24 protein-coding genes are annotated in these 22,055 nt (G+C 72.2%); 13 read left to right on the top strand and 11 right to left on the bottom strand.

Annotated elements, in window-relative coordinates; translation table 11 throughout:
- From ABFX54_RS05500 to ABFX54_RS05490, 3 genes are all read left to right on the top strand, one after another.
- On the top strand, nt 1-509 hold a 509-nt coding region (locus tag ABFX54_RS05500), incomplete at its 5' end, for an ATP-binding cassette domain-containing protein (RefSeq protein ID WP_487047317.1).
- Complete coding sequence (locus ABFX54_RS05495) at nt 499-1,269, top strand: ABC transporter permease (protein ID WP_346101923.1); 771 nt, start codon at nt 499-501, stop codon at nt 1,267-1,269. The genes ABFX54_RS05500 and ABFX54_RS05495, both read left to right, overlap by 11 nt.
- A 60-nt stretch (nt 1,270-1,329) precedes the next feature.
- The gene (locus tag ABFX54_RS05490; protein WP_346101921.1) at nt 1,330-2,298 is read left to right on the top strand and encodes a glycine betaine ABC transporter substrate-binding protein; all 969 of its coding nucleotides are present in this window, start codon (nt 1,330-1,332) and stop codon (nt 2,296-2,298) included.
- A gap of 6 nt (nt 2,299-2,304) precedes the next feature.
- Here ABFX54_RS05490 and ABFX54_RS05485 read toward each other — a convergent pair whose 3' ends face one another.
- Nucleotides 2,305-3,738, bottom strand: a complete 1,434-nt coding sequence (locus ABFX54_RS05485) for a pyridoxal phosphate-dependent decarboxylase family protein (protein WP_346101919.1) — start codon at nt 3,736-3,738, stop codon at nt 2,305-2,307.
- Between the two features lie 108 nt (nt 3,739-3,846).
- Here ABFX54_RS05485 and ABFX54_RS05480 point away from each other — a divergent pair, with 108 nt between their 5' ends.
- Nucleotides 3,847-4,674 (top strand): GntR family transcriptional regulator, encoded by an 828-nt coding sequence (locus tag ABFX54_RS05480; protein WP_346101917.1) that lies wholly within the window; start codon nt 3,847-3,849, stop codon nt 4,672-4,674.
- A gap of 37 nt (nt 4,675-4,711) precedes the next feature.
- On the opposite strand, the gene trpA is transcribed toward ABFX54_RS05480, so the two are convergent.
- On the bottom strand, nt 4,712-5,605 hold the full coding sequence (trpA, locus tag ABFX54_RS05475) for a tryptophan synthase subunit alpha (RefSeq protein WP_346101915.1): 894 nt from the start codon (nt 5,603-5,605) through the stop codon (nt 4,712-4,714).
- Entirely contained in the window at nt 5,602-6,810 is a 1,209-nt protein-coding gene (gene trpB / locus ABFX54_RS05470; protein WP_346101914.1) for a tryptophan synthase subunit beta, read from the bottom strand. Before trpB ends, trpA begins: the two co-directional genes overlap by 4 nt.
- Nucleotides 6,811-6,931: 121 nt before the next feature.
- On the opposite strand from trpB, the gene ABFX54_RS05465 reads away from it, so the two are divergent.
- Nucleotides 6,932-7,525: a Rossmann-fold NAD(P)-binding domain-containing protein gene (locus tag ABFX54_RS05465; RefSeq protein WP_346101913.1), complete on the top strand. Its 594-nt coding sequence runs from the start codon at nt 6,932-6,934 to the stop codon at nt 7,523-7,525.
- A gap of 277 nt (nt 7,526-7,802) precedes the next feature.
- Here ABFX54_RS05465 and ABFX54_RS05460 read toward each other — a convergent pair whose 3' ends face one another.
- Complete coding sequence (locus tag ABFX54_RS05460; protein WP_346101912.1) at nt 7,803-8,231, bottom strand: nuclear transport factor 2 family protein; 429 nt, start codon at nt 8,229-8,231, stop codon at nt 7,803-7,805.
- Nucleotides 8,232-8,467: 236 nt separating this feature from the next.
- On the opposite strand from ABFX54_RS05460, the gene ABFX54_RS05455 reads away from it, so the two are divergent.
- Together ABFX54_RS05455 and rph are read left to right on the top strand one after the other, a co-directional pair.
- Complete coding sequence (locus tag ABFX54_RS05455; RefSeq protein ID WP_346101910.1) at nt 8,468-8,635, top strand: hypothetical protein; 168 nt, start codon at nt 8,468-8,470, stop codon at nt 8,633-8,635.
- Nucleotides 8,636-8,742: 107 nt separating this feature from the next.
- On the top strand, nt 8,743-11,385 hold the full coding sequence (gene rph, locus ABFX54_RS05450) for a rifamycin-inactivating phosphotransferase (RefSeq protein WP_346101908.1): 2,643 nt from the start codon (nt 8,743-8,745) through the stop codon (nt 11,383-11,385).
- On the opposite strand, the gene ABFX54_RS05445 is transcribed toward rph, so the two are convergent.
- On the bottom strand, nt 11,342-11,554 hold the full coding sequence (locus ABFX54_RS05445; protein ID WP_346101906.1) for an STAS domain-containing protein: 213 nt from the start codon (nt 11,552-11,554) through the stop codon (nt 11,342-11,344). The genes rph and ABFX54_RS05445 overlap by 44 nt on opposite strands.
- A gap of 183 nt (nt 11,555-11,737) precedes the next feature.
- Between ABFX54_RS05445 and ABFX54_RS05440 the strand changes: the two genes are divergently transcribed.
- Complete coding sequence (locus ABFX54_RS05440; protein WP_346101905.1) at nt 11,738-12,055, top strand: helix-turn-helix transcriptional regulator; 318 nt, start codon at nt 11,738-11,740, stop codon at nt 12,053-12,055.
- Nucleotides 12,056-12,226: 171 nt separating this feature from the next.
- Nucleotides 12,227-12,601, top strand: coding sequence for a DUF2255 family protein (locus ABFX54_RS05435; RefSeq protein ID WP_346101903.1), 375 nt, complete (start codon nt 12,227-12,229; stop codon nt 12,599-12,601).
- A gap of 54 nt (nt 12,602-12,655) precedes the next feature.
- On the opposite strand, the gene ABFX54_RS05430 is transcribed toward ABFX54_RS05435, so the two are convergent.
- Nucleotides 12,656-14,209: an MFS transporter gene (locus ABFX54_RS05430; RefSeq protein ID WP_346101901.1), complete on the bottom strand. Its 1,554-nt coding sequence runs from the start codon at nt 14,207-14,209 to the stop codon at nt 12,656-12,658.
- Between the two features lie 230 nt (nt 14,210-14,439).
- Here ABFX54_RS05430 and ABFX54_RS05425 point away from each other — a divergent pair, with 230 nt between their 5' ends.
- Together ABFX54_RS05425 and ABFX54_RS05420 are read left to right on the top strand one after the other, a co-directional pair.
- Nucleotides 14,440-14,811 carry a YciI family protein gene (locus tag ABFX54_RS05425; RefSeq protein ID WP_346101900.1) on the top strand — a complete coding sequence of 124 codons (372 nt, stop codon included), beginning with the start codon at nt 14,440-14,442 and terminating at the stop codon, nt 14,809-14,811.
- The gene (locus tag ABFX54_RS05420; RefSeq protein ID WP_346101898.1) at nt 14,808-16,019 is read left to right on the top strand and encodes an RNA polymerase sigma factor; all 1,212 of its coding nucleotides are present in this window, start codon (nt 14,808-14,810) and stop codon (nt 16,017-16,019) included. Before ABFX54_RS05425 ends, ABFX54_RS05420 begins: the two co-directional genes overlap by 4 nt.
- Before the next feature lie 88 nt (nt 16,020-16,107).
- On the opposite strand, the gene ABFX54_RS05415 is transcribed toward ABFX54_RS05420, so the two are convergent.
- On the bottom strand, nt 16,108-16,764 hold the full coding sequence (locus tag ABFX54_RS05415; protein ID WP_346101896.1) for a CBS domain-containing protein: 657 nt from the start codon (nt 16,762-16,764) through the stop codon (nt 16,108-16,110).
- Between the two features lie 184 nt (nt 16,765-16,948).
- Here ABFX54_RS05415 and ABFX54_RS05410 point away from each other — a divergent pair, with 184 nt between their 5' ends.
- Both ABFX54_RS05410 and ABFX54_RS05405 read left to right on the top strand, forming a co-directional pair.
- Nucleotides 16,949-17,569, top strand: a complete 621-nt coding sequence (locus ABFX54_RS05410; protein ID WP_346101894.1) for a peptide deformylase — start codon at nt 16,949-16,951, stop codon at nt 17,567-17,569.
- 284 nt (nt 17,570-17,853) lie between these two features.
- Nucleotides 17,854-18,261 carry a hypothetical protein gene (locus tag ABFX54_RS05405; RefSeq protein WP_346101893.1) on the top strand — a complete coding sequence of 136 codons (408 nt, stop codon included), beginning with the start codon at nt 17,854-17,856 and terminating at the stop codon, nt 18,259-18,261.
- Between the two features lie 15 nt (nt 18,262-18,276).
- Here ABFX54_RS05405 and ABFX54_RS05400 read toward each other — a convergent pair whose 3' ends face one another.
- From ABFX54_RS05400 to ABFX54_RS05385, 4 genes are all read right to left on the bottom strand, one after another.
- On the bottom strand, nt 18,277-18,699 hold the full coding sequence (locus ABFX54_RS05400; RefSeq protein WP_346101892.1) for an acyl-CoA thioesterase: 423 nt from the start codon (nt 18,697-18,699) through the stop codon (nt 18,277-18,279).
- Nucleotide 18,700: 1 nt separating this feature from the next.
- Nucleotides 18,701-19,333 carry a TetR/AcrR family transcriptional regulator gene (locus tag ABFX54_RS05395; protein WP_346101890.1) on the bottom strand — a complete coding sequence of 211 codons (633 nt, stop codon included), beginning with the start codon at nt 19,331-19,333 and terminating at the stop codon, nt 18,701-18,703.
- Nucleotides 19,334-19,554: 221 nt separating this feature from the next.
- Entirely contained in the window at nt 19,555-20,412 is an 858-nt protein-coding gene (locus ABFX54_RS05390; RefSeq protein ID WP_346101888.1) for a methyltransferase domain-containing protein, read from the bottom strand.
- A gap of 358 nt (nt 20,413-20,770) precedes the next feature.
- The gene (locus tag ABFX54_RS05385) at nt 20,771-22,003 is read right to left on the bottom strand and encodes an MFS transporter (protein WP_346101887.1); all 1,233 of its coding nucleotides are present in this window, start codon (nt 22,001-22,003) and stop codon (nt 20,771-20,773) included.
- Between the last annotated feature and the right edge of the window lie 52 nt (nt 22,004-22,055).

The following is a 22,055-nucleotide window of genomic DNA, read 5'->3' as shown; positions in this document are numbered from 1 at the left end:
GGGGGCTGCCCCCCGACCCGCCCGTCATGCTCATGGACGAGCCGTTCGGCGCCACCGACCCGATCACCCGCGAGCACCTGCAGAACGAGTTCGCCCGGCTGCAGAAGCAGCTGCGCAAGACCATCATCTTCGTCACCCACGACTTCGAGGAGGCCATCAAGCTGGGCGACCGCATCGCGATCCTGCGCGAGCGCTCCCACATCGCCCAGTACGACACGCCCGCCGCCATCCTCGCCGCCCCGGCCGACGAGTACGTGGCCGGGTTCATCGGCCAGGACGGCACCCTCAAGCGCCTCGCCCTGCTCAGCGTCGCCGACGTGCCACCGGCGCTGCCACCGGACAGCCGCCTGCCCCAGGTGGGCGCCGACGCCAGCCTGCGCGAGGCGCTGGACCTCATGCTCTCCCACGGCACCGACCGGTGCGGCACGCCGACCGGCGTGCTCACCTACGCCTCGCTGTGCGAGGCCGTGGGCGCCCCGGCCGAGGCGGTGGTCTCCGGTGACCGCTGACACGCTGCCCGCCGCTCCCGCCCTCCCGGCCGCGGGCCGACCGGCGGCCCTGCGTCACCTGCTCACCCCCGCCGTGGTGGCCGTCGTGCTCGTCGCCCTGTACGTCTGGGTCGGCACGCTCGAACTGGACTCCATCGAGCAGCGCAGCCTGAACGCGGCCGTGATCGTGGCCAAGGCGGTCGAGCACCTGGAGATGACCGCCGCCGCCACCGTCCTGGTGGTGATCATCGCGATCCCGCTGGGCATCGTCGCCTCGCGGGCGCGCAACCGCTTCATCGCCCCGATCATCCTGACCGCGGGCAACCTGGGCCAGGCCGTGCCGTGCATCGGGCTGCTGGTGCTGTGCACGTTCCTGATGGGCGTCGGCTTCCAGACCGCGCTCGTCGGGCTCGTCGCGTACGCCGTGCTGCCCGTGCTGCGCAACACCATGGTCGGCGTGCAGCAGGTCGACCCGGCCCTCATCGAGGCCGCCCGCGGCATGGGCATGACCGGTGGCCAGATCCTGCGCCGGGTCGAGCTCAAGCTCGCCGTTCCCGCGATCCTCGCCGGGCTGCGCACGGCGCTGGTGCTGACCGTGGGCGTGGCCACGCTGGGCGCGTTCGTCGCCGCCGGCGGGTTCGGCGAGCTGATCATCAACGGGCTCAAGCTGAACCGCATGCCCGTCACCATCGTCGGCGGCGTGCTGACCGCCTGCATCGCCTTCCTCGTCGACTGGCTGGGCGGCCTCGCCGAGGACCTGCTCAAGCCCCGCGGCATGTGACCCCCTTTCCCTATTCGGTGCACGTTTTCCGATCATCGAGAAACACGAGGTGTTTTCGACATGCTTTTCCGTCCCGTCCGGACGACCTTCGCCCTGCTCGCCGCCGCGGCACTGACCCTGGGCGCCGCCGCCTGCGGCTCGCCCGGAGAGGTCAAGGCGGGCAGCGCGGGCGACGAGCTGGCCGGCGCCACGTTCGTCGTCGGCTCCAAGGACTTCACCGAGAACATCATGCTCGGCAAGATCGCCGTCCAGCTGCTCAAGGCGCACGGGGCGGAGATCGTCGACAAGACCAACCTGGGCGGCACCGTGGCCAACCGCAAGGCCCTGGAGTCCAGCGAGATCGACATGTACTGGGAGTACTCCGGCACCGGCTGGATCGAGCACCTGAAGAACGCCAAGCCCATCCAGGGCTCCGCCGAGCAGTTCAAGGCCACCGCCGACGCCGACCTGAAGCAGAACAAGATCCACTGGATCGGCCCGACCCCGCTGAACAACACCTACGCCCTGGCCATCCGCTCGGAGAAGGCGGCGGAGCTGGGCGTCAAGACGGTGTCCGACGTGGCCGAGCTGGCCAAGACCAAGCCCGACGAGGTCAGCATCTGCATCGAGACGGAGTTCTCCACACGCGACGACGGGCTGCCCGGGCTGAGCAAGGCCTACGACCTGACCATCCCCAAGGAGCGCGTCAAGCTGCTCGACACCGGCGTCGTCTACACCGAGACCGACAAGGGCCAGACCTGCAACTTCGGCGAGGTGTTCACCACCGACGGCCGCATCGCCGCGCTCGGCCTGACCGTGCTGGAGGACGACAAGAAGTTCTTCCCCATCTACAACGCCGCCATGACCATGCGGCAGGAGACCTACGACAAGTACCCCGCGCTGGAGAAGGTGCTGCAGCCGGTTGTCGCCAAGCTGGACGACGCCACCATGCAGCAGCTCAACGCCCGGGTGGACGTCGAGGGCGAGGAGCCGGGCAAGGTGTCGGCGGACTGGCTGGGCAAGCAGGGCCTGCTCGGCTCCGACGCCTGACGACGCTCACGTTCGCGCGGCGCGTTCCGCCCGCAGTCCGGCGCAGCTCTCGCCGATGATGTCGAGGAGCTGCTCCACCCGGTCCCGGTGGGTGCGGTGGCTGACGACGCACACCCGGATCATGTACCGGCCGCCGATCCGCGTGCTGGACAGCAGCGCCCGGCCCCGCGCGATCACGCGGCGCAGCAGCTCGGCGTTGAACGCGTCGGCATCGGTCCCGTCCTGCGGAACCCAGCGGAAGGCGACGGCCGTCAGGCTCGGCCGCCACGGAACCTCGAAACCCAGCTCACGCAGCCGGTCGTGGACGAGTCCGGCCAGGTCGAGCTTCTCGTCCAGGGCGCGGCGGAAGGCGGCCAGGCCGTGCAGCTTGATCGGCAGCCACAGCCGCAGGCCGCGGAAGTCGCGGGTCAGCTCTGGGGAGTACTCGCTGAAGTTGGGGATCTCCTCCTCCTCGCTCAGGTCCTGGAGGTAGGCGGCGTCCATGTGGTGGGCCTGGCGCAGCAGGGCGCCGTCGCGTACCAGCAGCGCGCCGATCCCGTACGGCAGGAACAGGGCCTTGTGCGGATCCATCGTGATCGAGTCGGCCAGCTCGATGCCGCGCAGCCGGGCCCGGCCGCGTTCTGTGAGCTGGAACGGGCCGCCGTAGGCGGCGTCGACGTGGAACCACGCGCCGGCCCGCCCGGCGACGGCGGCGAGCTCGGTGAGCGGGTCGACGGCTCCGGTGTTCGTCGTGCCCGCGCTGCCGATCACCAGGAACGGCCGCAGCCCGGCCCGCCGGTCGTCCTCGATCATCCGCTCCAGCGCGGCCGGATCCATGGCCAGGTCAGGGCCCGTCGGCACGGCGCGTACGTGGGCGCGCGGGACGCCCGCCAGCAGGGCCGCCTTGGCGCAGGAGGCGTGGGTCTGGTCGGTGACGTAGACGGTGCCGTCGAGGAAGCTCTCACCGAGCCGGGCGACGCGGGCGGTCACGATGGCCGAGAAGTTGGCCATCGAGCCGCCGGAGGTGAGGATGCCGCGCGCCTGCTCGGGGTAGCCGAACAGGTCGCAGAGCCAGCGGACGGCCGTCGCCTCGATCTGCGCGCAGGCGGGGGCCAGTTGCCAGACGGAGACGTACTTGTTCATCACCGCGGCCATGAAGTCGGCGAGCGCGGCCGTGTACAGGCCGCCGCCCGGCACGTAGGCGAGATAGCCCGGCCCGGCGCTGGCGGCTCCGACACGGGCCGCCGCGTGCAGCGTGGACAGCAGACCTGGCAGCGGGCTGCCCAGCTCGGGGGCCGGCTCGCGCAGCGCCTTCGCCAGGTCGTCGCCGCCGGCCGGGTCGAAGGCGGGCAGGTCCGGCAGGTCGCGCAGATACTCCTCGGCGAAGGCCAGCACGGCCTCACCCATCTGACGCACCTGCTCCGGGCCCGGCTCCAGGGGGTAGTGCATGGCATCTGACATGGTCCGTATCCTGACATCCGCCCTCTACCGGACGGCAACCGTGGTCCGCGACGGCTGCGGCGCGGATGGCGACCGTGCTCGGCGGTGGCCACGGATAGGCTTTGGCGCATGTTCCCGGAGGGAGAGCCCAGGCCGCGCCTGACCGGCACGGCGGGCGGCGAGCCGAAATATCAGGCCATCTACCGCGACCTCCTCGCCCGGATCGAGGCGGGCGACGTCGCGGCCGGTCAGCCGCTGCCCTCACAGCGGGAGCTCGCCGACCACTACGGGGTCAGCCTGATGACCGTCCGCCAGGCGCTGCAGCGGCTCGGCGCGGAGGGGCGGATCGAGCAGCGGCACGGGCTCGGCACGTTCGTCGCGGGCCCGCCCGTGATCCCCTACCAGCTCAACAGCCTGGGCAGCCTGGCGGAAGAGCTGGCCGGGCAGGGCATCGACCTGGAGACGGTGCTGCTCGGGGTGCGCCGCGGGCCCGCTCCCGCGCCGGTGCCCGCGCAGCTGGGGCTGGGGCCGCATGACGAGGTCACGGTGGTCGAACGGCTGCGCGTGGTGGGCGGGACTCCGGTGATCCACCAGCTCTCCTACCTGCCGCCCGGCCTGACCGCCGACCTGGACGCCGGCTTCGAGGCGGGTCTGGACGCCGACGAGCTGAAGCGGACGCCGCTCTACCGGCTGATCGAGGAACGTGGCGGGGTCACGCCGTCGTGGGCCACCGAGGCGATCAGGCCGGTGGTCCTGTCGGAGGAGCAGGCCCGCCTGCTGGAGCAGCCCGCCGGAGGCGCCGCGCTGCTGAGCGAGCGGGTGACGTACGACGTGGACGATCGGCCGGTGCTGGCCGATCGGGCGATCATGTGCGCGTCGCAGGTGGTGTTCACGACCCGACGCCAGGCCCCCGAACGCCCAGCCGTCGCCCTACGCCTCGACCACCCCACCACGTGACCACCCACCACCCGACCGCTCGGCACCTCAGTGCCGGCTACCCGGCAGCGCCGCGCCTCACGCCCTGGGCGAGTTCGCCGGCCAACGCTTCCACGGCTCCCACGCCGCTTGCCGGGTCGGGGGCGTTCGTCAGGGCGCGGACGAACGCCGAGCCGACGATCACGCCGTCCGCGAACGCGGCGACCTCGGCGGCCCGTGCCGCGTCCCCCACCCCGAGCCCCACGCACACCGGCAGGTCCGTGACCTCCTTCACGCGCGCCACCAGGTCCTTCGCCCCGGTGTTCACCAGCTCACGCTCCCCCGTCACGCCCATCACGGAGGCCGCGTAGAGGAAGCCGCGCGAGGAGCGGGCGGCCACCTCGATGCGTTCGCGGGTGGAGGTGGGGGCGACCAGGTGGACGCGGTCGAGGTCGTGCCGGTCGGCGGCGGCGTGCCAGGCGGCGGCCTCCTCGGGCAGGAGGTCCGGGGTGATCAGCCCCGCGCCGCCCGCCGCGGCCAGGTCGGCGGCGAAGCGGGCGACGCCGTACCGGTCGATCAGCGTCCAGTAGGTCATGATCAGCGCGGGCGTGCCGCGCAGGGCACGGACGGCGCTCAGCCCGTCGGCCGGGGTGGTCCCGCGGGCGAGCGCGGCCTCGGTGGCGCGCTGGATGAGCGGGCCGTCCATGAGCGGGTCGGTGTACGGCAGGCCCACCTCGACCGCGTCCACCCCGCCCGCGACCATGGCCCGCATGGCCGCCACCGACGTCGCGACGTCAGGGAAGCCGACCGGCAGGTAGCCGATGAGCGCGGCCCTGCCTTCCCGCCCCGCCCGCTCGATCACCGCCCGGACACTTCCATGCCCGCCTTCCCGCACCTCCCCAGGCAAGCCCGCGCCCCCGCCTTCCCGAACCCGCTCAAAGCTCGCGTGCCCGGCTTCGGAACGGGTGTTCATGCGTCCTCCTCCATCAGCCCGAAGTAGCGAGCGGCCGTGTCCATGTCCTTGTCGCCGCGCCCGGAGAGGTTGACCAGGACGATTCCGTCCGGTCCCAGCCGCCGCCCCTCCCTGATGGCGCCGGCCAGCGCGTGCGCGCTCTCGATCGCCGGGATGATCCCCTCGGTGCGGCACAGCAGCTGGAACGCCTCCATCGCGGCCGCGTCGTCCACGGCCTCGTAGCGGGCCCGGCCGGTGTCGTGCAGCCAGGCATGCTGCGGCCCGATGCCGGGATAGTCGAGCCCGGCGGAGATGGAGTGACTCTCCCTGGTCTGGCCGTGCTCGTCCTGGAGCACGTACGTCCGGCTGCCGTGCAGGATGCCCGGCGTGCCACCCGAGACGGCGGCGGCGTGCCGGCCGGTCCCGATCCCGGCGCCGCCGGCCTCCAGACCGACGAGTTCGACGCCGGGGTCGTCGAGGAAGGCGTGGAAGACGCCGAGCGCGTTGGAGCCCCCGCCGACGCAGGCGCAGACGACGTCGGGCAGCCGTCCGGTCAGGTCGAGGATCTGCCGCCGCGCCTCGGTGCCGATGATCTGCTGGAACTCGCGCACCATGGCCGGGAACGGGTGCGGCCCCGCGACCGAGCCGATGAGGTAGTGGGTGTGCTCGACGTTGGTGACCCAGTCGCGCATGGCCTCGTTCATGGCGTCCTTGAGCGTGCGTGAGCCCGAGCTCACCGGGACGACCGTGGCTCCGAGCAGGCGCATCCTGACCACGTTCAGTGCCTGGCGGCGCATGTCGACCTCGCCCATGTAGATCACCGCCTCCAGCCCGAGCAGGGCGGCGGCCGTGGCGGCGGCCACGCCGTGCTGGCCCGCGCCGGTCTCGGCGATGATCCGGCGCTTGCCCATGCGCCGGGTGAGCAGCGCCTGGCCGAGCACATTGTTGATCTTGTGGGAGCCGGTGTGGTTGAGGTCCTCGCGCTTGAGCAGGACGCGGGCGTTCCCGGCGTGCCCGGCGAAGGACGGCACCTCGGTGATGATGCTCGGGCGGCCCGAGTACGAGCGGTGCAGCTCCTCCAGCCGGGCGCGGAACGCCGGGTCGCCGAGCGCGTCGCGGTAGGCGGCGTCCAGCTCGTCCAGGGCCACGACCAGGGCCTCTGGGATGAACCGGCCGCCGAATCGGCCGAAATACGGCCCGGCGCGGCCGGTCAGGGTCTCCGTCATCGGGCACCTCCCTTGTTTTTAGTGTTCTAGAAGACTAGAACTCAATGGACGAGCTCGTCAATCGGCGCGCCTTCCGTGCAGTGAAAGCAGGGGGAGCGACCACGACGGCGGGGAGCCGGCCATGAGCGCGCACAGCGACCACCCTCACACCAGCGGCGACGCGATCTCGGTGAGCGTCGTGGGCGGCGGCATCGGAGGGCTCACCACCGCACTCCCACCGCCGCGCCGCGGCGTCGACGCGCACGTTCACGAGCAGGCCGCCGAGCCGAGCGACGCCGGCGCGGGGGTGCAGATCAGCCCGGACGCCTCCCGCGCGCCGCACGGGCTCGGCCTGGCCGGGGACCTGGGGCGGACGGGGGTCAAGCCGGTGGCCCTGCACCAGCGGCGCCGGGACGCCCGCGTCGAGGCCGGCGTGCTGGTGGGCGCGGACGGCATCCACTCCCCCGCGCGCGCCGCCCCGTTCGGGCCCGAGCATCCGCGTTTCACCGGCCGCGTCGCCTATCGCGGCCTGGTGCCGGCCGAGCGGCTGCGCGCTCTGGGGCTGGAGGTCACCACGCAGTTGTGGATGGGGCCCGGCGGGCACTTCGTGCACTACTTCGTCAGCGGCGGCCGGCTGGTCGATTTCGTGGCGATCGCCGAGCGGGACCCCTGGACTCGGGAGTCCTGGACCGACCGCAGGGACGTCGCCGAGGCGCTCGCCGCGTTCGAGGGCTGACATCCGCAGGTGCGGGCGATCACCGAGGCGGTGGACGAGACGTACCTGTGGGCGCTGTTCGACCGCGCGCCCCGCTCCCGCGCTGGTCGACCGGCCGGGTGACGCCGCTGGGACGCCTGCCACGCGATGCTGCCGTTCATGGCCCAGGGAGCGGCGATGGCGGTCGAGGACGCCGCCGCCTGACCGGCTCCCGTCAGTACGCGCCCGGCGGCTGGGCACGTCCGGCCTCGGCGCATGCCCCGCCACGAGTTCAGCCGTGGCGGGTCAGCGAGTGGGCTCAGCCGCGGCGGGCCGGGGCCCAGCCGTGCCCCCAGCCGCCCTGGATCATCGTCTGGAACGCCCACCCCTCCTCCGTGCGGACGAGCAGGTCCGCGTAGTGCATGCGCTCCTCGCGGCCCTCGATCGTCATCGTGGCGTCGGTCTCGACGACCACGAGGTTCGGGCTGACGAAGTGCGGGGTGCGGACCGAGGTCAGGCCGAGGCCCGCGGTGCCGCCGCCCATCGCCTCCTTCATCGCCTCGACGTACTCCCGCCTGCTCCACTGCTTGACGGCGGCGTGCCCGCCGGGCACGTCGGTGACCACGTTCATCGGGAAGACCGCCAGGTCGGCGAGCTCCTCGATCGCCCCCTGCTCGGCCAGGGCGTCGTAGCGTGCGAACCAGCCCTCCACACTCGCCCGGTCATCGTCGCTCGGCTGGTAGACCATGAGAACCCCTTTCTTATCGTACGTTGTACCGTACACCATACGACAGATGTTGGCGACGGCCTTTCACGGCGGGCGACGGAGGCAGGGGCGGTCGAACCGGGGCGGAGGTCCCCGCGTAGTCTCTAGAGACCAGCCAAGACTCGGAGGAACGCTCTGTGGTGAGTGGGATCCCAGGGGCCCGGCCCGCCAGGAGACCGAGACCGAACGCCATCTGCGTCGGCGGCCCCTGTGACGGCATGCTCACCCACATCGAGCAGGATGTCGGCGTCGTACGGGTGCGCTTAAAACCCGACCTCCAGACCCGCGGCGTCCGCTACCGCATCACCGCGGGCCGCGTGCACCATCCTTCGTGCAACGTGCCGTTCGTCGTGCTGAGCTGGGCCGGCGACGACGCCGGCGACTGAGCTCCCGCACCCCTCCGGCGCACCCGATCCACCCCTGATCGCGAAGCGCCGCCCTCATTACGATACAGTGCTGCTCTGTATTTAAATGGGAAGGGACGGGATCAGCCATGGGTGCGTACGTGCTCGGGTTCCACGACATCGGCAGGGCCCAGCTCCCCCTCGTCGGAGGCAAGGGCGCCAACCTCGGCGAGCTGTCGTCCATCGGCGGCGTCGAGGTCCCGTACGGCTTCTGCGTCACCACCGACGCCTACCGGGAGGTCGTGGAGGCCGACGCGCAGGCCGGCGCGCTGATCGACGGGCTGGCCGGCCTGCGGGCGGACGACCGGGACGGAATCGCCGCCGCGGCGGAGCGGCTGCGTACCGTCATCGAGGCGTTGAGCGTGCCCGAGGAGATCCGGCGCGAGATCGCCCGGCACCTGGAGGAGGCGGGCGACGGCGTGGCGTTCGCGGTGCGCTCCAGCGCGACCGCCGAGGACCTGCCCTCCAGCTCCTTCGCCGGCCAGCAGGACACCTACCTCAACGTCCGCGGCGCGGCGGCGGTGATCGACGGCGTGCGGCGGTGCTGGGCGTCGCTGTTCACCGACCGGGCGGTGGCCTACCGCATCAGGAACGGCTTCGACCACCGCGCCGTGCGGCTGTCGGTGGTCGTGCAGCGGATGGTCTTCCCCGACGCGGCGGGCATCATGTTCACCGCCGACCCGGTCTCCGGCAACCGGACCGTGGTCTCGATCGACGCCGGATTCGGCCTCGGGGAGGCGTTCGTCTCGGGGCTGGTCAACGCCGACAACTACCGGGTCAGGGGCGGGCGGATCATCGGCAGGAAGGTCGCCGTGCAGACGAAGGAACTGCGCGCCGCCCCCGACGGCGGCACCAGGGAGCAGCCGGTCGGTCCGGGCCGCCAGGGCGTCCAGAAGCTCACCGACGGCCAGATCCTGCGGCTGGAGAGCCTGGGCCGGCGGATCGAGGCGCACTACGGCGAGCCCCAGGACATCGAATGGGCGCTGCACGACGACCGCCTCCACGTGCTGCAGAGCCGCCCCGTCACCACGCTCTACCCCGTGCCGCCCGCGCACGACGGCAGGAACCACGTGTACGTCTCCTACGGGCACCGGCAGATGATGACCGACGCCTTCGCCCCGCTCGGCCTGTCGTTCTTCGCCCTGCTGCACGACCGGCTCGGCCGCAGCGCCGGCGTCGTGGCGGGCAACCGCTTCTACAAGGACGTCTCCGCCGAGCTCACCTCCGCCTGGGCCAGGCCGGCCACCCTCAAGAGCCTCGCCCAGGTCGACGTGCTCATGGCGGACGGCCTGCGCACCGTGCTCAAGGACAGGGACTTCACCGCCTCGCTGGCGCGCGGCCGGACCTCGATGCTGGACTTCGGCGACGCCGGCCTGCTCACGATCGCGCGCCAGTATCTGAAGCTCTCCCGTGAGGACGACCCCGGCGTCGTGCCCGCCCTCATCGCGCACACCGAGGAGACGGTGGAACGGCTGCGCGCCGGCCTGGCGGGCAAGTCCGGCGACGAGCTGTTCCAGTACATCGTCGACGACCACGCCGTCCTGGCCGAGCTCACCTTCGACCCGCGCAGCGTGGCCGCGGCCTTCGTCGGCATCCAGGCGGTGAACTGGGTCGACAAGCACCTGGAGTCCTGGCTGGGCGTGAAGAACGCCGCCGACGCCATCGCCCGCTCCGCCGACCACAACGTGGTGGCCGCCATGGGGCTCGGCCTGCTGGACGTGGCCGACGTCGTCCGCGAGCACCCGCAGGTCGTGCGTCACCTGGAGACCGCCCCGCGCCACACCCTTCTTTCCGGCCTGGACGGGCTCGACGGCGGCGCCGAGGTGCGGGAGGCGCTGGAGGGCTACCTGCGCGCGTACGGCATGCACTGCGCCGGCGACATCGACATCACCAGGACCAGGTGGAGCGAGGACCCGGCGCCGCTCGTCCCGCTCATCCTGGCCAACGTGCGCGCCTTCGCGCCCGGCGAGCGCCGCCGCAGGACGGAACAGGGCCGCGCCGAGGCGGAACGCACCATGGAGGACCTGCTCGGCCGGGTCGGGAAGCTGCCCGGCGGCGCGGCCAAGGCCAGGCGGGCGGCCAGGAAGATGAGCCTGATCCGCCACTTCATCGGCTACCGCGAGTACTCCAAGCACTCCTTGCTGCTGCGGTACGGGCTGTACAAGCGGGCCCTCATGGCGGAGGCGGCGCGGCTGGCGGAGCGCGGGGTCGTCGAGGCGCCCGAGGACGTGTTCTTCCTGTCCATCGAGGAGTTCAGGACCGCGGTCGCCACCGGCGAGCTCGACCCCGCGCTCGTCACCGCCCGGAGGGAGGCGCACGAGGTCTACCGGAAGCTGACCCCGCCGCGCGTGATCACCTCCGAGGGGGAGGTCTTCTCCGGCGCCTACGACGCCGGCGCCCTGCCCGAGGGGGCGCTGGCGGGCATCGCCGTGTCGTCCGGCGTCGTGGAGGGCCGCGCCCGGGTCATCCGTGACCTCGCCGATGCCGACGTGGAGGAGGGGGACATCCTCGTGACGGTCTGCACCGACCCGAGCTGGTCCCCGCTGTTCGTCTCGGTCAAGGGGGTGGTGATGGAGGTCGGGGGCGTGATGACGCACGGCGCCGTGGTGGCGCGCGAGTACGGCCTGCCCGCGGTCGCCGGGGTGGACGGGGCCACGGAGCGGATCGAGGACGGCCGGCTCATCCGGGTCAACGGCAGCGAAGGCTACGTCGAACTGCTCCCCGCCCCCTGACCTGTGGCAGCGGCCAGGCGGGCTCGGCGCGGTCGTACCGCTCCACCGCGGCCAGCGCCTGCTCGACGTGGTCGTGCACGGTCACGGCCCGATCGGCGCCGGTGATCTCCAGCAGCCGGGCCACCCTGGGCCGGACCCCGGCCAGGTGCTCGTCCAGCCGTCGGCGCACCCGAGCGAGATACGACGGTCAGAGTGCCGACAGAGTGCCCGGGCATTGCGGTGAATGCCGTCCGCTGCTCAGGTTACGACTGAAGACTGTTGCACGAAAGACTATTCGTCATAGGATCTTCATGTAAAACTTTTCATCCATCTCCGCAGAGCCGGAGAAGCCGCGGAGGAAGCACACACGACCGTGCACGCAACCGAGAACGAACCGTCCACCTGGACCTTCCTGACCCACCACGCCCGGGTGCTGGTGGCGATCACCCGCGACCCCGGGGTGCGGCTGCGCGAGATCGCCGGGGTCATCGGCATCACCGAACGGGCGGTGCAGAAGATCGTCTCCGACCTCTACCAGGCCGGCTATCTGACCCGGGAGCGGGTCGGCCGGCGCAACCACTACAGCCTCAACCTCGACCAGCACTTCCGCTATCCGACCGAGGCCGACCTGCCCATCAGCATGCTGATCGGGATCTTCACCGACCGCGAGCCGCCGCACCAGGCCGACTGACCGCGCTCCCGGCGCGCTCCCGGCGCGCTCCCGGGAAGCCGTCGCCGGGAGCGCCTTTGCCAAGACCATGCGCACCCGGGCAGGCCGCGACGACGGCTCCCGGGTACGGGTGAGTCGATGGGAGAAAGGGGATCGCCGTCGGCGGCGGTCGACTCGAAAGGGGGCCCGCCGATGTCCGGCTGGAGCATCCACGAGCTCACCGCGATCGGCACGGCCGAGAAGCTGCAGCTCTCCTCCCGGCGGAGCGACGGCAGCCTGCGCAGGCCCGTGGCCGTGTGGGTGGTGCGCCACGGCGACGAGCTGTACGTCCGCTCCCTGCACGGCCGCGAGGGCGCCTGGTTCCGGGGCACGCAGACGCGGCACGAAGGCCACATCTCGGCCGGCGGCGTCGAGCGGGACGTCGAATTCGCCGACGCCGACCACTCCCTCGACGACGAGATCGACGGGGTGTACCTCGCCAAGTACCACCGTTACGGCCCGAACCTCCTGGCCGGCGTCGTCAACCCCGCCGCCAGGGCCGCCACGATCAGGCTCGTTCCCCGCTGAACCCACGACCGCCCACCGCCGGAACCACCGGAAACCGCCCTGAGCCCCGGGGCGTCACCGCCGCGCGGTCTCGGCCGGCTCAGGCGTGCCCGCGCGTACGGGAGCGGCGGGGCGCATGAGGTGGACCAGCAGGGCCAGCCCGGCGAAGATGGCGGCGCCGACGAGGCCGGTGACGTGCAGGCTCGTCGTGAACGCGGCCCGCGCGGCGTGCAGCAGCTCCGCGGCCTGGCCGGCGGGCAGGTGCGCGGCGGCGGTGACCGCGCCCGCCAGCGAGGCGGACAGCGAGGCGGACAGCGAGGCGGACAACGAGCCGGACAACGCACCGGGCAGCGAGCCGGACATGTCGTTCATGCTGCTGGCGTAGACCAGCGTGCCGACCGCACCGAGCAGCCCCAGGCCGAGGGAGCCGCCGAGGTAGTTGCCGGTCTCCGACATCGACGCCGCCGAGCCCGCGCGGCGCGGCGGCACGGATCCGACGACCAGCCCGGTGCCGAGCGCGAACAGCGGGCCGGTGCCGAGCGCCAGCACGGCGATGCCGGTCATCACCAGCGGCAGCGAGCCGGCACCGCCCACAGCAACCAGCAGCAGGGCGCCCAGCGCGGAGCAGGCCAGGCCGGCCGCGATCGCGGTCGTCCCGTCCATCCGCCTGGCCAGGGCCGGCGCGAGCATGGTGCCGGCCGCCGTGCCCAGGCCCATCGGCGCGAACAGCACCGCCGCGGCGACCGGCGAGTGTCCCAGCACGCCTTGCAGGTACTGGGTCACCATCAGCCCGGTCCCGGCCATGGCTACCCCGGCCAGGACCAGCGCGACGAGCACGGCGGTGAAGGGGCGGTTGCGGAACAGCCGCAGGTCCAGCAGCGGGGTCTCCAGGCGGAGCTGGCGGCGTACGAACACGGCTCCGACGGCCGCCCCGGCGACGAGGGTCACGGCCGGCCCGGCCTGCGCGCCCTCGACGGTCAGCTGCTTGATCCCGTACACCACCGACAGGACCGCCACGAGGGACAGCCCGACGCTGACCGGGTCCAGCCGGCCGGCCTGGTCGCCGCGGTGCTCCGGCAGCAGGAACGGCCCGGCGAGCAGCAGCACCGCCATCGCCGGGACCGCGACCAGGAACACCGATCCCCACCAGAAGTGCTGCAGCAGCAGCCCGGCCAGCACGGGCCCGAGCGCGCCGCCGGTGAACTGGCAGGTCGCCCAGATCGCGATGGCCCGCCCGCGCTGCCGTTCGTCGCGGAACAGGTCGATGATCAGGGCTAGGGTGGACGGGGTCAGCGTCGCCCCGGCGACGCCCAGCAGCGCACGCGCGACGATCAGCATCAGCGGGCTGACCGAGAACGCGGCCACGACCGACAGCACCAGGAACGCCGCCCCGCCGATCATCAGCAGCCTCCTGCGCCCGATGCGGTCGCCGAGCGTGCCCATCGTGATGACCAGGGCGGCCACGGTGAACCCGTACCCGTCGGTGATCCACAGTTGCTGGACGCCGGTCGCGCCCAGGTCGGCGCTCAGTTGCGGCAGCGCCAGGAGCAGGGCCGTCATGTCCATGGCGACGAGCAGGGTCGGTAGTGTGAGGACGGCCAGTCCCAGCCAGGCCCGTTTGACACGCATGTGGCGAACTTCCTGTTCTCTCGACGTTTCGCCGGGAGGTCGGAGCGGGCGGACGTTTCTTGACATCGGCGCCGGTGGATTTCCGTACGAATCCGCGCCGCCTGGCATGCCGGGGCCCCGCGGAAAGATTTCTGCAGAAAGTCCGGACGAGGACGTCAAGACCGCGGCGGCGGCTCCGACCAACCGGCGAAGGGCCCCGCCCCGGGGCTCGCCCACACGAGGAGTACGCGATGAAGTTCCTGATCAACCTGCACATCAACCCGGCCGTGCTGGACGCGCTGACCGACGAGGAGAAGGCGGCGATCGGCGACGGCCACGCCGCGTTCATCAAGGCGCTGAAGCGGTCCGGCGAGCTGATCACGACGCAGGCGCTGACCGACCCGTCGCAGGCGGCGGTGGTGACCGTGCGCGACGGCCAGCCGGTGGTGTCCGACGGCCCTTTCCTGGAGGCCAAGGAGTATCTGGGCGGCTTCTACCTGATCGACTGCGAGAGCAAGGAGCGGGCGATCGAGCTGGCGGCACGGATCCCGGACAGCGCGATCGAGGGGCTGGGGGTGGAGGTGCGGCAGGTGATGTTCGCTGACGGACAATTGGAGTCATGACGACTCCGGCCGTGGAGGACCTGCTGCGTGAGCTCACGCCGCAGGTCCTCGGCACGCTGACCCGCCGCCACGGGCAGTTCGAGGGGTGCGAGGACGCCGTGCAGGAGGCCGTCCTCGCCGCGACCGTGCAGTGGCCGGCCGAGGGCGTGCCGGACAACCCGCGCGGCTGGCTGATGACCGTCGCGTCCCGGCGGTTCATCGACCAGGTGCGCAGCGACCACGCGCGGCGCGAGCGCGAGTCGGCGACGGCCGCCGGGGTGACGCCCGAGGAGGTCCCGGGCACCGACGACACGCTCGTCCTGCTGTTCCTGTGCTGCCATCCGACGCTGACCGCGGCCTCGCAGACGGCGCTGACACTGCGCGCGGTCGGCGGCCTGACCACCGCCGAGATCGCCCGCGCGTTCCTGGTGCCCGAGGCCACGATGGCGGCCAGGATCAGCCGGGCCAAGCAGCGGATCAAGGCCGCGGGCAGCTCGTTCAGCCTGCCGGACGGCGCGGAGTGGCAGGAGCGGCTGCGGGTCGTCCTGCACGTGCTCTACCTGATCTTCAACGAGGGCTACACCGCCTCGTCGGGCAGCGAGCTGCACCGCGCCGACCTCGCCCACGAGGCGATCCGGCTGACCAGGATGGTGCACGCGCAGTTGCCCGGCGACGCCGAAGTGACCGGGCTGCTGGCGTTGATGCTGCTGACCCATGCCCGCCGCGAGACGCGTACGACGGCGGCCGGTGACCTGGTGCCGCTGGACGAGCAGGACCGCAAACGGTGGGACCGGGAGCTGATCGACGAGGGCATCGAGCTGGCCAGATCGTCGCTGGGCGCTCCGGAGCTGGGGCCGTACCAGCTCCAGGCCGCCATCGCCGCCACGCACGCCGACGCCGCCTCGGCCGAGGAGACCAACTGGCCGCAGGTGCACGCCCTCTACCTGATCCTCGAACGCATCGCGCCCAACCCGATGGTCACCCTCAACCGGGCGGTCGCCCTGGCCGAGACCGAGGGGCCGGCCGCCGGGCTGGCCCTGCTGGCCACGCTGGACGGTGACGCGCGGATGGCCGGGCATCACCGGCTGCTGTCCGTGCGGGGGCATCTGCTGGAGAAGGACGGGGATCCGGGCGGGGCGTACGAGCACTACCGGCGCGCCGCGAAGGCCACCGCCAGCCTGGCCGAGCAACGCTACCTGGAGTCCCGGGCCCGCCGGGTGCGGCCTTAGGTCCGCGCGCCGCTGCCGCCCGGGTCACGGGCGGTGGGTGCGGGCGGCGGGCCTGGACGGCGGGTCTGGGCGGGTCTCGGCGGTTCGGTCACATGAGTGGAGGAACGACGTAAAGGTCGTCCTTACGTGCGGTCAGCTCGCACACGACATCGATGACGCCTTCGACCGCTCTGGCGGCCTCGGTGAGGGCGATGGCCCGCGACCGGGTCGCGACCTCGCCGGTGATCGTGACGACGCCGCGGTCGATCCGCGCGCCGACCTCGTCCGGACCGGCGAGCACCGCGTCGATGTCGGCCGCCAGCTCGTGCTCGGGGCGGGTGAAGACGCGCAGGACGTCGCGCTGGTGCAGGGTGCCGGCGATCCGCCCGGTGACCGGGTCGATCACGGGCAGCTGCTTGACGCGCCGCTCGTGCATCAGGCGGGCGGCGTCGCGTACGGGGGTCTCGGGCGTGACGGTGATCGCCGGTGAGGTCATGAGGGTGCCCGCGATCACCGCCGCGGCCTTGCGGTGCTCCTGGCGGCGCCTGGACGACTCGAAGATCGACACGCTGTGCCGTACCGGATCGACCTCCTTGAGCAGGAGATCGTCCTCGGAGACCACGCCCACCGGCCGCCGGTCGGCGTCGATGACGGTCACCGCGCCCACCGCGAACCGCTTCATCGCGGCCACGATGTCTCCGAACGACGCGTCCTGCGGCACCGCTATGGCCACCCTGCCCATGACGTCCTTGACTTCGATCGGCATGACGTCCACCTCACCTTCACCTCCAACGGTCCTCCGCGCCGGGGTGGACCGGCAGCGACGAACGTCCTGACTCCCATGGGCCCAACGACCCTGCGTGCCGGGGCCGGATGGGGAGACGGCCGCGCCGATCGGCACATGCCCTACCTTCTACTGAGCGAGTTCCGACAGAGAGGATCTTCCGTACATGAGGCACCACGAGAGCGGCGCAGAGCTGATCGAGCGCGTGCACGCCGTCCTGGAGGCGCCCCGGCCCTGGTCCGTCACCCAGGTCGGCGACCCCGTGCTGCGCCGCGCGGCCGCGCCCTACGACGGCCAGTTGCCCGACGGGCTGCTGCGCGAGCTGCTCGACGCGATGTTCCGGCACCTGCCCGGAGTCGGGGTGGGGCTGGCCGCGCCGCAGATCGGCATCCCGCTGGCGCTGGCCGTCATCGAGGACCCCGCCGACGTCCCGCCGGACGTCGCCGCCGAGCGTGAACGCCCGCCACAGCCGCCGCTCGAACTCGTCAACCCCGTCGTCACCCCGCTCGGCTCCGACTACCGTGCCTTCTACGAGGGCTGCCTGAGCGTCGAGGGGCTGACCGCCGTCGTCGCCCGCCACGCTCGGGTCCGCCTGTCGGCGCTCGACGGGAACGGGCGCGCGTACGACCTGGAGCTGTCCGGCTGGCCGGCGCGCATCGCCCAGCACGAGACCGACCACCTGAACGGCCGGCTGTACCTCGACCGGGCCGATCTCCGCTCGCTCTCGACCGTCGCCAACCACGAACGATTCGTCGCCTCCCCGCAGCCCGGTCCCGCACCGGCCTGAACGACCCGCTCCGGGTGGCCGGCTCGGAGGGCGGGCATGCCCGGCCACCAGAAGCACGTGCTTCCGGCGGCACGGGACCACGTGATCCGCCTTTGAGCTGCCGACGTTTGGGCGGCGTACGGCGGGCGATCATCTGATCTGGGGGAAACGGTCACGATGTGTCACATTCGGGGGTCGTATCCCGTCATGAAGGTGTCTGGACGAAAGTCTGAAACCGCACGGGGACGAACATGGCGACCTCTTCACACATCGATCACACCGGTCCAAGCGCATGGCGGATCGCCATGGACGCCACCGAGGCGACGCTGTCCGTGGGCACGTCAGGGCGGCGGCGTTCGCTGTCCGATCCGCCTGGCGTCAGCGGCGCCTTCTACCTGCGGCCGAGCGGCACCCTGGCGGGGTTCGCGCTGCGCCTGCCGCTGCGGCCGCCCGCCCCGGGGGCCGAGGCGCCGGTGCTGGCATGGGAGTCGGCCGAGCTGGAAAACGAGGGGCGGGCCTGGCTGCGGTTCGGACGCCAGGAGGTGTGCCGGGCGGTGTCCGTGCTGTGTGCGGAGGTTCCCGGCGCGCATCCGTATGTGAAGATCGTCCTGGAGACGGCGTTCTCGTCCTGGAGCCTGCGCCTGCCCGGGGTGAGGTGGCCCCGGCCGCGGATGGTGACGCTCCGGCTGTTCAGCGAGATCCGGCCGGCGTGATCCGCTGCTGGGAGATCATGCCACCGGCGTGCGGAGCAGGGGTTCGGCGGCGCTGCGCAGTTCGTCGCTGAACGGCTTCGGCCGCAGCGTGGCGGGGTCGAGGTTGACGTTCACCCGGTAGCCCTCGGCGTGCACCACCGCGCGGTCGGCCGACACGACACGGAAGCCGTACACGCCGCTGGTGCGTCCCATGTGGTCCATCCAGAAATGCACCGCCACCTCGCCCGGTCCCGCGATGGGCACATGGTAGGTGACCTTGAACTCCCGCACGGCCATGAACACGCCCTTCAACGCCGACGGGTCCTTGTCCGTCACCCAGCCGAGGCGCTGCCAGTAGGTGCCGATGGCCCGTTCGACCAGCAGGGCGTAGCGGGAGTTGTGCAGCAGGCCCATGGCGTCGAGCTCGTCGAAATGCACATATACCGGCTCGTAGATCACGTCAGTCCTCCGGGAGAAGCGATGGGTCGGGACAGAGCGCGCGCAGGCGCTGCAGGACGGCGCGGCGGGCGCGGACGAGCGCGTCCGATCCGGCGAGCAGGTGGGAGTGGACGACGGCCACCTGGCCGAGGGCGTCGATCTCGTACGAGAGCTGGGCCGCGTCCACGTCTTCTGCCAGTTCGCCCAGGGCCATGGCCTGCTCCACCTGCCACTGGACGTACTTCACCCATTCGCGCATGACCTCCGCGACCCGGTCGCGCACCGCCCCGGGACGGTCGTCGAACTCGGCCTGCACGGTGAAGAAGAAGCAACCGCCGGGCAGCACGCCGTCGGCGTAGAACCGCAGCCGCGACTCGTGCAGCGCGAACAGCCGCCGCACGCCGGCCGGCGCTCGCAGGGCGGGCCCCACCACCTGCTCCCTCCACTGGCGCCGCGCCCACTCGACGGCGTCGAGCTGGAGTTGCTCCTTGCCGTTCCAGTGGGCGAAGAACCCGGACTTGCTGGTGCCGGTCGCGGCCGCCAGCCGCCCCAGGGACAGCCCCTCCAGCCCTTCGACCGAGGCCAGGCTCACGGCCCGTTCCAGGATCGCCTCGCGGCTACGTGATCCACGCAGTCGCCGGCCGTCGTGTGTCATGCCGGCCAAACTACATTAACGACCGATCGTTTGCATAGTTCGCGACCTGTGGACGGTGGCGGTGCGGTGTCGTCGTCGTACGCGCGAAGCGCTGCGGCGCGGGGCGCTTGGGCGGGACGCCTGCGTGCCGCCGACGGCTTGGGTGCGGCGCGGGGCGTAGTGCCGGCGGCTTCGGGCGGCGCGGATGTGGCCCGGCGACCTCGGCGCGGCGCGGAGCCTCGTTATGAGACCTCGTACACGCGGGTGGTGCCGAACACGCCCTCACCGCTCCGCCGCCGCCAGGGCGCGACCGTGCGCAGGTGGCGGAAGCGTCCCGTGCCCAGCAGGCGGTGCTCCTCGACCGGGTTGAAGTAGATCAGGGTGAGCGGGCGCGGGTTGCGGTCGACCGAGTCGAGCACGCTGCTCATCGCGGCGGCGAACGTCTCGCCCCTGAACGGGTTGTTCAGAAAGACCACGCTGACGTCGTCGGGGATCCGGTAGTCGAGCACGTCGGAGCGGACGAACTCCACCTCCCCGGCCCGCAGCCGGAGCCTGGCGCCCGACAGGTTGGCGCGGGCGACCTCGGTCAGCTCGGCGGACAGCTCGACGCCGATCACCCGTTTGAACGCGTACGCGCTGGCCGCCTCCAGCACCATGCGGCCCTTGCCGGCGCCGAGGTCGAGGAACACGTCGTGGCGGGCGATGTCGCGGGCGGGCAGCGCCCGGCGCAGGGTGCCCCAGTGGGCGGGCGAGTAGTAGACGCGTTCGGGGTGGTCGAGGCCGAAGTCGGCCAGATCGGCGAAGTCGGCGGTGCTCACGCCGTAGCGGCGGTCGTACAGGAGGCGGGCGAGCCTGCGGCGCAGCGAGCGCAGCCGCATGGGCAGGCCGCCCATCATCAGGACCTCTTCGACGGGCAGCGCCGCCTCGCAGGCCAGCACGATCGGCGCGCTGGTGGCGAGGGCGCCGAGCAGCAGCGGGATCCGCTCCCGGACGTACGCGCGGGGAATCGGGCCCGTACGAGGAGCCGGGGCCGTCGGAGGGATCGGGAAGGAGGGGATGGCGGCGTGCGGCGGGCAGGGCAGGTCGTCGATCAGGGTCACGGCACGTCTCCTCGGGAGAAGCGGGGTGGCTCCGGACGGCGGCACGGGCCGGGACATGACGCCGCTCGCCGTCTCGAGTATGCCCCGCCACCCATCGCCGCATCACCACCACTCCTCATCACCACCACTCCTCATCACCACCACTCCTCATCACCACCACTCCTCATCACCGCCGCCACCGAGCACCACGCCGCGTATCCTCAGCCCGAATCACCCGTCAGCACACCGCCCACCCTCAGCCCGCGCCGCTCGCCAACGGGCACCCCAGCGCGCATCCTCGGCTCGAATCACCCGCCGCCGGCTCACTGAGGGCGCCTCCCTACGATGGTCGTCCGTTCGTCGATCCACCGGGGCGTCGTCAGGCGGCCGGGCGGACGCGGGGCACGTCCGCGCGCCGCCGGGCCGTGGCGCGTACCGCGGTGACGGTCAGCAGCAGCGTCAGCGCCGACACGCCGGCCAGCAGGACGAGCCCCAGCCCGTACGAACCGGACCGGCCGTACACGAAGCCCATGACCAGCGGCGGCACGAACCCGCCCAGCCCGCCCGCGGCCCCCACCAGACCCGTGACCGACCCCACCTTGTCGGCCGGGGCAGCCGTCGCGACCAGGGCGAAGGTGGCGCCGCTGCCCGCGCCGAGCGCCGCGGCCATGATCAGGAACGCCGCCGTGCCCGCCATCATCAGCGGCGGGGTGAACGCCTGGGCCGTCGCGCAGAGCGCCACCACGGCGAAGACGGCGGCCAGGACGGAGATCGGGCCCATCCGGTCCGACAGCCAGCCGCCGGCCGGGCGCGCCACGACGGCCAGCAGCACGAACCCGGCCATCCGGTTGGCCGCGTCCGCCTGCTCCAGGCCGTAGGCGGACTCCAGGTAGACGGGCAGGTAGACGGAGAAGGCGACAAAACCGCCGAACGCGACCCCGTACAGGATGCAGGCCTGCCAGGTGATCGGCAGGCGCACGGCCGCGGCCAGGCGTGCCGTGATCGGCGCGACCGGCGCGGCGCGGCCGGGCGGGTCGCGCATCAGGAGCCGGGCGACGGCGGCGTACAGGGCGAGCACGGCGGCGGTGAGCAGGAACGGGGTGGCCGCGCCGCCGGTCCTGACCAGGTTGACCGTGGTCAGCGCGCTGATCGCGGTGCCGCCCATGCCCATGCCGAACACGCCGACGGCCAGGCCGCGTCGCTCGGGCGGGAACCAGCCGCTGACGTACGGCACGCCCACGGCGAAGACCGTGCCGCCGATGCCCAGGAAGAACCCGCCGACGAGCAGCGTCGCCAGGGAGCCCTGCCCGATCAGGCCGATGAACAGCACCGGCACGATGGTGGCCGCCGAGATCAGCGGGAACATCGTCCGGCCGCCGAAGCGGTCGGTGAGCGCTCCGACGGGGATGCGGCCCAGCGAGCCGACGATCACGGGGACCGCGACCAGCAGCGCCTGCTGGGCGGCCGTGAGGTTGAGTGTCTCCTTGAACCTAGGGCCCAGAGGGCTGAGCAGGGCCCAGGCCCAGAAGTTCACGGCGAACCCCGCCGTCGCCAGCAGCAGCATCAGCGCTCGCGTCCTGTCCGGCCGCACGCTGATCTTGTCGGTGCTCATCCTGGTCGTCCCCCCCATAAGACCTGATCAGGGCTTTCCCCTGGGGTGGATC

The sequence above is a fragment of the Nonomuraea maheshkhaliensis genome (assembly GCF_039529435.1).
In the GTDB taxonomy this organism is placed as follows: Bacteria; Actinomycetota; Actinomycetes; order Streptosporangiales; family Streptosporangiaceae; genus Nonomuraea; species Nonomuraea maheshkhaliensis.
This window is presented reverse-complemented; position numbering and strand designations above follow the sequence as displayed.